Genomic DNA, 10,091 nt, shown 5'->3' with positions numbered 1-10,091 from the left:
GGATTGCTAGTCTACATAGTCTATAATGTCTCCAGGTTTACAGTCTAAGGCTTTGCATATTTTTTCTAGAGTTTCAAAGCGAATGCCTTTGGCTTTTCCATTTTTTAGTATCGATAAATTTGCAGGTGTAATGCCAACTTCTTTAACCAATTCTTTACTCTTCATTTTTCGTTTGGCAAGCATGACGTCTATATTTATTACAATGGGCATAGTTTAAATGTATAAGTCTTGTTCGTTTTGTAAATGCAATCCTTGGTTAAATATTTCTGACATAAAAAACACAAAAACACCTAAAACAAGATGCAGGATAATAATCAGAAACATTTCGTGTTCTATGGGCATAAAAAACGATGTGAATATGGTAAGTACAGTTGGTAGAAATATATTGACAAGATAAAACCGTCGTAAATGCACAATATTTTCGGCGGTAAATAATTTGTCCTGGTAAAATACTTTAAAGACATTAGATAGTAGCCAAAAAAACAAACCATACCCTAAAACAGGAATTAAAAACGAAAAGATTAAATACGTTGTGTTGCTGTCTAAAATTAAAAAAGATGTCTCTGTAAAAGGGTAGGTGATAATTGTTTGCTTATCTTTTATAAGCAAATGGGTGTTAGTTACCCAGCTGAATAACCCATAAACACCAGTAATTAAATACAAACCGCCCAATATCCTTGAGATGTAGTATAAAACTTTGGAAATAATATTTGATTTTTGCATATAATAAAAAATAGTTTATTACTGCAAATGTATAAAAAATTATTGTTTTACAATAAATATATGTTTTTTTTAGATAATTTTATACTTACTGTATCGGTTCAAAAAAAGTATTAAAGAGTCTGTCTTTTGATTCCATTTTAACAAATCTATAAATTTAGATTTGTTGCGTTAACTTATTGAATAGAACTAGTTTGTGTCGAATTGCTACCAACGGTCTCGTATAACCGTCAGTTACGGATTTTAAGTTATTATTTTTCGGTTTAGAACTGGCGTTAGCAATTCCGAGTGGATTCGGACGTAGTCGAATCCGCCGTAATTGCTGTTATACGTTGTTGTAAAACGTTTTTTATTCTCTGTTTTTGATAAGTTCATTTCCAAAATATAGAACAGATAGACTAATTAAAAGACAAGGGAATAATCCAGTTACAAATCCAGTTGGAAATCCGTGTTTTGCCATTACTAAAACAAAATAAGCAATATACCCAGATCCGAATTTGAACATTCTTTCCATTCCGTTCATTTTTTTTGTCATTACAACTATGAAAAATGGAAGAAAGACACTCAATAAGTATCCTCCAAATACGCTATTCATATTTGCGTTTGAGTCTAAAGTCAGAAAACCGATAATTCCCATTAAGACCATATTCAGAGCTATGAGAAAAAGTCCATTAATTATTTTCGTTCCGATATTTTTTTCTCGAATAGAAGTTTCCGTTAAAATCAATTCTTTTGGGTCAATCTCCAGAACTTCGCAAATCAAATTTAGAGTTTTGCCTCTTGGTTCGCTTTCAGAGTTTTCAATGCGTTGAATCGTTCTTAAGTTTATTTTTGCCTGTTCAGCCAATTCCTCTTGAGTAAGTCCTTTCATTTTTCGGGTTTCACTTATTTTCTTTGCTATCCAATTCATTTGCTTGATACTTTTATTTAACTCTAAAAGTAGTAATTCGGTTAAAGTTTGATAACGGTTTTCCTATGATTTTTATATGACATTTGCTTTGTCATTAAATGTCGTAAAGTTTTTTCTCATATGTTTGTTAACGCCACCTGTGTATGGCGTATTGAGGCGTTGCCTCACGGAGAGCCATAAATAACGCCTCATTCGCTATACACGTTGTTGTGTATTGTTTCCTTGTGGAGCTCTCGTATATTGCAAATATACTACTACCACTAAATGAGGTGTTATTTACAGGTGGCGTTGATGTATAATTAGTATAAAAAGGAGTGTTGAAAACACGCTTTATACGTGCCGCAGGCAATTATACATTGTTAGCCATAGTTATTTAAATTATTTCAGATAAACTTTTATCATTCTGCAAAATTGATTCACTTTGGTAGTATAAAGTCTTTGCTGCTTCGTTTATTTTTTCCACAGGTAGCGGTTTCCATTCATTGTAATCTGACACATATTTTGACTTAAAGATAATTTTAGATAAATTCTTGATTAAACTGTAATTTGCATAAGCGTGTGCGTGACTTCTATTCTCGGAATCAGCTCCGTTTAAAAATTGTGCAATCCTATCATAAATGGTAGCTTCAGAACAGAACATTAATTCAATTATTTTCGCTCTGTATTCCAAATCGGTTGAACTCAAATTAGGATATTCATTTAAATCAGTAAAATGAAGACTTTCGTGTTTCAGATAAGATATTTTGAACAGCTCAGAGTTTAAGTCATATTCATTCGTGTTGCAGTACAATGTTGCAGATTCTTTTTCAGCCCAACCTCCAACTTGAGAAGAGCCAAATGTTGCGTAATCATCATAACCGTTTAAAACATAATTTTGAATAAATTTTACTGTTGTGATAATCGTGTCTTTAGGTAATGATACTTCATATTTTTCACTCGATTCGCTATCCCAAATTATTAAGTCTTGAAGCCGGTCTCGATACATAAACTTTGCTTTAAAACCTTCTTTCTCAATTATTTTTTTTAACTCAACATCGTTTTTAATTGTTTTTTGTAAGCTATCCTTTGAAAGTTTTGTCAAGCTATTTGATAATAAATATTCTGCAAGATTATGATAGAGAAAAGAGTCGGTTCTGATTTCGCTTGCTTCTTTTAAAAGTTCAGTTCTCCAATACTCTCGATAAATATTTGAAATATCGTCTATTACTTTATTTCCTGAAACATTTTCGATTGTTTCTTCTTTTGTAATAAAGCGTTCATACATTTTATTCTTCCATTTTTGATAGGCAATATTGATTAATGGACTTGAAAGACTTTCAGTATCTTCTATTTGGTCAAGAACATATTTGATTTCTCCATTTCCCGCTTTCGACTTTAGTATTAACAAAGTCTCTTTATCCTTTTCAAAATTTCTGTTTCCATAGAAAAATAAGCACACTAAAACACCAGTAATCAATAAAATTATATTTCTTGTTCTTTTCTTCATTTAGTTGCTAATTATGGCTAACGGCCACTTATAAGCGTAGTGCGGGATTTCAACACACTTTTCTTTCAAGTTACCGCTATCGTTGTTTATTTCACTTTCGTTTAAATTACTCACTTCGCCCCGCATTACGTTTAAAATTTGTTGTGTGGTCGTTATTTATTAAGCTTTCTATTTTATTAATTGAAGCATATCTTATTTTTTCTTTATACAATAACCAACCTCCAATTGCACCAAGAATACTTCCAATTATAATTTCTTCTAGTCTAAGAGCGATTAAAGTATTAGGAGTTTGAAAAAGAGGATTAGCAGCTTCATTCAACAATATTGTAAATGGAGTAATAAACACAACAGCTACAGCATATTGTTTCACAATTAACATTTCAATAGCCAACTGAAGAATTATAATTGTTACACATATTAACAAAGGATTAAAATCAATGAAGTAAAACAAAACCCAAGTAAATCCGATACCCACAAATGTTCCAAGAATTCTTTGAAACATTCGTTGCCTGATTTGATAAAGCGACGCTCCTTGCATTACAGCAGCACTTGATATAGGAATCCAGTACGGATTATTTAATTCAAAAATGTGGCCTATAGCTAAGGCAATAGACATAATGGCGCCATAAATAAGAGTTTCCCAAATATCAGCAGAAGTGTTTTTCTCAAAAATAGGAATAATCTTATTTTTAGTTTTTATCTGTCTTAACGATAGAATAAAAAGATATATCAATGCTGATGTCAATGTTAACATAGTTCCTAATGCCATTAAACCTACTTTTATTGGAATCAATTCTATATCAAATGGCTGACAAATAGTCATAGCTGCAATCAGAATAAAGAAGAAACTTCTTGGGGGTGCCGTTTTATAAAATAAGGTTATCCAATGCACAGTCATTGAAAAAACACCAAAAGCAACGATAGACACTAATGGTTTAAAACTAAATATATAGCCAATAGCAGAAGACACCATAAAACCAAATGAACAGATTAATAATGTCAAGATTCTATTAGTAAACGTTCCTGATTCAGGAAGGTATATGATGATCAAACCACTTAAACAAGCACTTAAACCATATTGTAAATTATCAAAATATAGGCCTAGTAATAATGGTAAACCAATACTAAAAGTTGTCAATAATGGTTTCTGCCATTTAGTTTTTTTACCTTTAAATGAAAATAGAAGCTGAAACTCATTAGTTATTTTTTTAATCATTTCTTTATTATTACTCTCAAATTCCGATTTTCATATTCAGCTTTTGAGTAAATTCAGTTAGAGTTTTATTCCGTAATATTTTCAATTCCGTTTGAGTGAGCAATTCCGCAAGTTGCAAAATTCCGCACACAATTCGGTTTTAGTTTTTCAATTCAGTTGGTTGTAATAACTTTGACCATTTAATTCCAAATTTGAATAATAGAAATATTATTAAAAAGAAAAAAGAATGGAATAATAAAACTCCTAAAGTCCATTGTAATCCAAGTTCTCCGCTAAATAGTTTTTTAAATATTTTCAAGGAATTCGGATTCTTGTAAATTCCATAGATAAAATATAGTGTCAAAAAAGATGCGATTGTCAAAAAGGTAAATCCGATGATTTTTTTTGTCATAGTCTTTTTTGTTTTTTTTCGTTTCCGAGTGAGTTCCGCAATGAATGGCAACGGTCTCGGCTATGATTTCGTTGCGTGAAAATCCGCTAGGATTCTTTCCGCCGTAGCCGAAAGATAGCAAATTGCAATGAATTCCGATTAGGAATTCAGCCGCAATGAGCTATACACGTTGTTGTCCATAGTAGTTTTATTTATAATTCAGCTGAATAATTTTTTTTCCGATTACTAATTCGTCAATAATTTCATCTTTATCAAATGAAGGTCTAAATTGAGCGACTATTTTTCTTTTTTTATTGGCATTTAATTTTTGTTGTAATTTATTTGTTCTCGAAGTCAGTTTCATAGACATTACAACAAAATCTATTTTATGTAATTCTCCGTTTTTATCACGTAAATAAATTTCATTAAAATCTATTTCTTGAGAATGGGAAGAATTATTTTTAAATTCAAAAATTACAGTAATAAATCTTCTGCCTTTTTCAGCTACAATATTATTTGCGTAATATCCGTTTCCTCTATCAATTGCTCTTTGTTTATTTATTCCAAATATTCGAAATTCAAGATTTTCAGAATATTCATAGTAAGTTTTTCTGTCAAGTTTTTGAGCTGTAACGTTAAGTGAAAACAGTAATAAAATCAGAAGTAGTTTATTCATTTTTTATGTTTTTTTAAATTCATTTTCAGAGTGATGTTCCGCTATTATGGGCAACGGTCTTGTATAACAATCAGTTGCGGTTTGGTTGGAAACTAAGATAGCTAAAATTACCGACTTTTATGCTTGCGTGGTTGTGTCCGCAGGACACAAAGCCGCAATTGTTGTTATACGGTGTTGTAGCCAGTTATTTAATTCCAAATTTCGTTTGATTCCGTTAAAATGACAGGATATTTATCAGTTACAAGTATTGTTTGTTCGTGTTGAGTTACATAACCACCTTTATTTCCGATTAAAGTCCAACCGTCATTCAATTCTACAGCAACCGTCGAATTTGTTGAGATAAAAGTTTCTACTGCAACAGTTGTATTTTTTTTAAATCTTTCTCGATTGGTTCTAACTCTATAATTTAAAATGTTTTCTGGTTCTTCGTGTAGACTTCTACCAACTCCGTGACCAGCTAAATTTTTTATTACTTTGAAACCTGATTTTTTAGCCTCCGTTTCTATTAAATATCCGATTTCAGAAATTTTAACTCCACCTTTGATATTTTTAATTGCTTTACGTAAAATATCCTTAGAAGCATTTACAAGGGGTTGGTGATTATGAATGTCTTTTCCAAGAACAAAAGAACCTCCATTGTCAGACCAAAATCCATTTAATTCTGCCGATACATCGATATTGATCAAATCTCCTTCTTTCAATATTTTTTTTCAGATGGAATTCCGTGAGCAGCTTCTTTATTCACACTTATACAAGTATATCCAGGAAAACCATAAGTTTCAAAAGGTGCTGATTTAGCTCCATAACTTTTTAAAATTTCACCTCCATAAAAGTCTAATTCTTTAGTTGTCATTCCAACTTTAGCATATTTCCTCATTAATTTTAGTGTAGTACCAACAACTTCACTAATTTTTTTCATTCCGATTAATTCTGATTCTTTTGTTATTGACATTTTTTTGTTTTTAATTGGCTACGCCACCTGTGTATGGCGTAGTGAGGCGTGCCTCACGGAGAGCCATAAATAACGCCTCATTCGCTATAGACGTTGTTGTGTATTGTTTCCTTGTGGAGTTCTCGTATATGGCAAATATACTACTACCACTAAATGAGGTGTTATTTACAGGTGGCGTTGATGTATAATTAGTATAAAAAGGAGTGTTGTAAACACGCTTTATACGTGCCGCAGGCAATTATACATCAACGGTCTCGTATAACCGTCAGTTACGGGTTAATATGCGTTAATTTTCGGTTTAACAATGACATTAGCAATTCCGAGTGGATTCGGACGTAGTCGAATCCGCCGTAATTGCGGTTATACATTGTTACCTGCAGTTTTTTAATTCCGTTATTATTTTACCTGTTAATTCACCACCTATTATACAGCCTGAACAAGTCTTGGTCAACATTGGTTTTCTTTTCAGTTCTCCAATTCGAGCGTCAATCGATTTTTTCTGCACGTCGCTAAATACAGTTAGGTTGCAATAATAAAATTCAACTGCCATTAATCGAGTTGCTGGATTTTTACTGTAAAGCAAGTATTCGCAATTGTCACTTTCAATGATTTGGTCAAATAACTTTCTATTGTTCATTAAAGTCATACTTTCTCCACAATAAGTTCCGAAAATTATTGACGAGAAAGGACTCATTATTTCATTCAGATTGTTGTTATTCCATTTTTCAATTCCAGTTAACGGTTCGGTTGAGTTTTCAATTCCGAAATAGATTGGTTCTACTTTAAAATCGTCGTTAACTTTGAAAAGATTCGATAATTTTTCTTTGTAAATCTTTTTTAATCTTTTCGATTTATTAGGAATCCGAGTTGTAAGTTCATAAGACACGATTTCATTTTTGTAGTACAAAATCTGATAATTGATAGTCATACTCCCAAGACCTTTTCCACTTTGTTTTAGTTGATATCCAAATCCTAAATCCTCTCGTCTGTCATTTTTGACTTCAAGAGTTTTTATTAATTCTTCTGTGGAAGTTTCGTAGGCTTTTTTCAGTTTAGTAACAAACGACGTGTCTACTCTCACATAATATTTTTCCACTTCGGTTTTTTGGGAAAATGAAAAATTCCAAATTCCTAAAGTCAGTAAAATTGATATGTAGATTGCTTTTTTCAAATTGCAGGTAACGGTTAGTATATGAAAAGTAGGCGATTTCGAAGCACTAAATTTTCGGTTAAGCACAAAGATTGATACGAGCTTAAAGCATTGATTCTAGCGCTATTTCGCCTATTTTTTATATACATTGTTGTGTTTTCGTACTTTATTTTCCGTCCTGTTTATAGCGTTGGCAAAGACATACTCTTTTGCAATTTTTGGTTGCAGCGTGGGTTGGTGCGAATTGCAAATGTGTATGGCTTTTAGCGTTGACTATTTTAACATTTTTACAAAGAATCCAAACTCCTCATCAACTAAAACTCTTCTATCTAAACCTAGATTCATTTCTTCGCAAGCGGTTTCAGCCACAAGAGAGCAAGAGAAACACGCAGATAAATTTAAATCATAAATTCCTTGTCCTTCAGATTCCCAGCAAAGTGGGTCGGAAGAACAATTTACCGACCTTTCTAATCCTTTTTTAATTATCTCAAGAATTTTTTCAGGTTCTCCTTGTGAAACTAACCCTCCCATACTACCTTCAGATCCCTCTGCAGTATATATTAGAACACCTGACATTTGTTTTTCTGGGTTGGATGAAATATATAGCCTTTCTTTTAAACTGGCTGTGGGGTAACCACAGGAGAATTCCAATTCTCTCATCATCATATGCGAGAAAGAATGTATTAAAAAATGTTTAATTCCATTATTTTTAATTTTCTGCATAAAACTAGCACCCTGTAGTTTGGGGTTGATTTCTCTGTCTAAGTAATGACTAAAACGAGTATAAAGAGTTGGGTTGTTTTTTAACCAATTCTCTATTTTTTGATCATCAAATTGAAAAAACAGACCTTCACCAAGCGTTTCATTAGCTGGCATTACATGAAGTTCTTCTTCACTGTTACTTATGGAAAAAATATTCTGACCAGCAGAAGATTCTTGAATATCTCTATCTCCGTTTTCACTAACTTTTACAATTCTTTCTTTAGGTTTTACCCTAGTGAAGTCAAATTGAATATTAGTTACTTTTAATTCATCGACTTGTTGAATTTTAACAAAATATTCTGATAGGCTTTTACTTAAATGTATGTCTCTAAAACTTAAGCCTTTATTTTCTTCTTTACCTTCAAAAAAAGAGTTCTGAGAAAAACATTTATATTCTTGAAATCTATAATTTTCGTGAAAATCTTCTCCATTTTCATCTTCTTTCTCATTTAAAAATTCTCCTTTAAGAATTTCTACAAAAGATTCAAAGTTTGTAGGTTGTAATCCTTCATCATCATAAATAAAACCTTCAATATCAAGGTTATCCCAATATTCGTTTTTAGACCTTATTACTCTATTTTGTTTTTCTCGTCTTTCACATTCTGATTGGTATTTTTCATTTAATCGTACTAATGCACCATATAATTCTTCTGTTTTTTCTTCAGCTAGATGCATTGGTATAAATAAACTCGAAAAACCATTGGCGTAATAAGTGTTATTAGCTGTTACCAATGCTACGTTCATTACTTCCCTATCTTTACTTTTTTCATCACCATTTTTATGACATTTTTCATATGGTAAGTATTCAGGATTTTTGGGGTCTATCTCCCAAGGTTTGTGTCCAGGGCATTTTGGTTTTAAACTATTGATTCCTTCTAACGTAATTTTTGGTTTTTCTTTTGAATCTCCCGAACCCAGACGACATTTAGAACACTCAATATAAATCGAGCCATACCCTTCCGATTTTGTAGTACTTTCAGACCACTTCAAATCTGGATTACTACAACAAGGTTCTATGGTGAATAAATTTTCTCCAGAATCTTCTCTTGGAAGTTGAAAGGTTTCTTTTTGCGTCTTCCAATTTAAATATTTAGACCATGGAATATCTGATAAATGTCCATTAGGACAAATTAGTATTAAATTTGTTTGTGATAATTCCTTGTATAAAGGAATGCTTCTTTGAACATTATTTGCGTCCCAGTAAGTGTTTTTTATTTGATCACCATTAGAATCTTTAATTGGAACATTTGCATCCCGAGGAGGAGAGAAAGTATTTTTATCAATTCTTTTTTTATCCCATAAATCTTTCCATTCGTCAATCTTTTTTAAATCTTGTTTTCCATTTACTTTTTTTGCCCCTAAAAACCATTTAGGAAAATGAGTTCCTTGAATTTGATAATCTTCAGCTTTACCAGAATTACCATTTATTTCATTTAATTTCATTGCAATGGGGTGAGCTGGCTCAGTTCTCCCATGAACTTTTTTTGTCCAATTAACAGAATTGAACATTTCATTTAAAGCCATTTGAGGGATAGCGACTAAACATTCTAGATTATTCAATTCTTTTTCATGTTGTATAAACTTCACGAAACGTTTATCATCAACAAGTGTGAGTCCTAAATTTTTTGCTTCTCTTTTAATCCCATCATAAATGTCCTTGGGTGGGCTTTGCAAAAGATTTTTTATTCTATTATTGAAAATTGTAACAAATTGCCATTTATTTATGTCAGAAATTAATACATAAGTACCAAATTTTGTAGTTATAATGGATCCTACACCAGCTGTTGATGATAGTAATTTGTGTTTTCCAATACCTTGGTTATATTGATGTGCTTGAAGTATATTCATT

Annotated in this window: 8 protein-coding genes and 1 pseudogene; all 9 read right to left on the bottom strand. The window is 31.7% G+C overall.

The window, feature by feature from the left end:
• Positions 1-6 precede the first annotated feature (6 nt).
• Positions 7-210 (bottom strand): helix-turn-helix transcriptional regulator, encoded by a 204-nt coding sequence (locus R3L15_RS10010; protein ID WP_215929021.1) that lies wholly within the window; start codon positions 208-210, stop codon positions 7-9.
• Between the two features lie 3 nt (positions 211-213).
• The gene (locus R3L15_RS10005; protein ID WP_338731465.1) at positions 214-723 is read right to left on the bottom strand and encodes a DUF2975 domain-containing protein; all 510 of its coding nucleotides are present in this window, start codon (positions 721-723) and stop codon (positions 214-216) included.
• A gap of 346 nt (positions 724-1,069) precedes the next feature.
• Positions 1,070-1,630, bottom strand: a complete 561-nt coding sequence (locus R3L15_RS10000; protein ID WP_338731464.1) for a helix-turn-helix domain-containing protein — start codon at positions 1,628-1,630, stop codon at positions 1,070-1,072.
• Between the two features lie 373 nt (positions 1,631-2,003).
• Positions 2,004-3,116: a hypothetical protein gene (locus R3L15_RS09995; RefSeq protein ID WP_338731463.1), complete on the bottom strand. Its 1,113-nt coding sequence runs from the start codon at positions 3,114-3,116 to the stop codon at positions 2,004-2,006.
• Positions 3,117-3,222: 106 nt separating this feature from the next.
• Positions 3,223-4,332 (bottom strand): FUSC family protein, encoded by a 1,110-nt coding sequence (locus R3L15_RS09990; protein ID WP_338731461.1) that lies wholly within the window; start codon positions 4,330-4,332, stop codon positions 3,223-3,225.
• A 578-nt stretch (positions 4,333-4,910) separates the two neighbouring features.
• Positions 4,911-5,378, bottom strand: coding sequence for a hypothetical protein (locus tag R3L15_RS09985; protein ID WP_338731460.1), 468 nt, complete (start codon positions 5,376-5,378; stop codon positions 4,911-4,913).
• A gap of 188 nt (positions 5,379-5,566) precedes the next feature.
• A pseudogene (map, locus tag R3L15_RS09980) lies at positions 5,567-6,330 on the bottom strand (type I methionyl aminopeptidase).
• Between the two features lie 370 nt (positions 6,331-6,700).
• The gene (locus tag R3L15_RS09975; RefSeq protein ID WP_338731459.1) at positions 6,701-7,501 is read right to left on the bottom strand and encodes a hypothetical protein; all 801 of its coding nucleotides are present in this window, start codon (positions 7,499-7,501) and stop codon (positions 6,701-6,703) included.
• A 252-nt stretch (positions 7,502-7,753) separates the two neighbouring features.
• Positions 7,754-10,090, bottom strand: coding sequence for a DUF1998 domain-containing protein (locus tag R3L15_RS09970; RefSeq protein ID WP_338731458.1), 2,337 nt, complete (start codon positions 10,088-10,090; stop codon positions 7,754-7,756).
• Between the last annotated feature and the right edge of the window lies 1 nt (position 10,091).

It is taken from the genome of Mangrovimonas cancribranchiae (genome assembly GCF_037126245.1).
Taxonomy (GTDB): Bacteria; Bacteroidota; Bacteroidia; order Flavobacteriales; family Flavobacteriaceae; genus Mangrovimonas; species Mangrovimonas cancribranchiae.
This window is presented reverse-complemented; position numbering and strand designations above follow the sequence as displayed.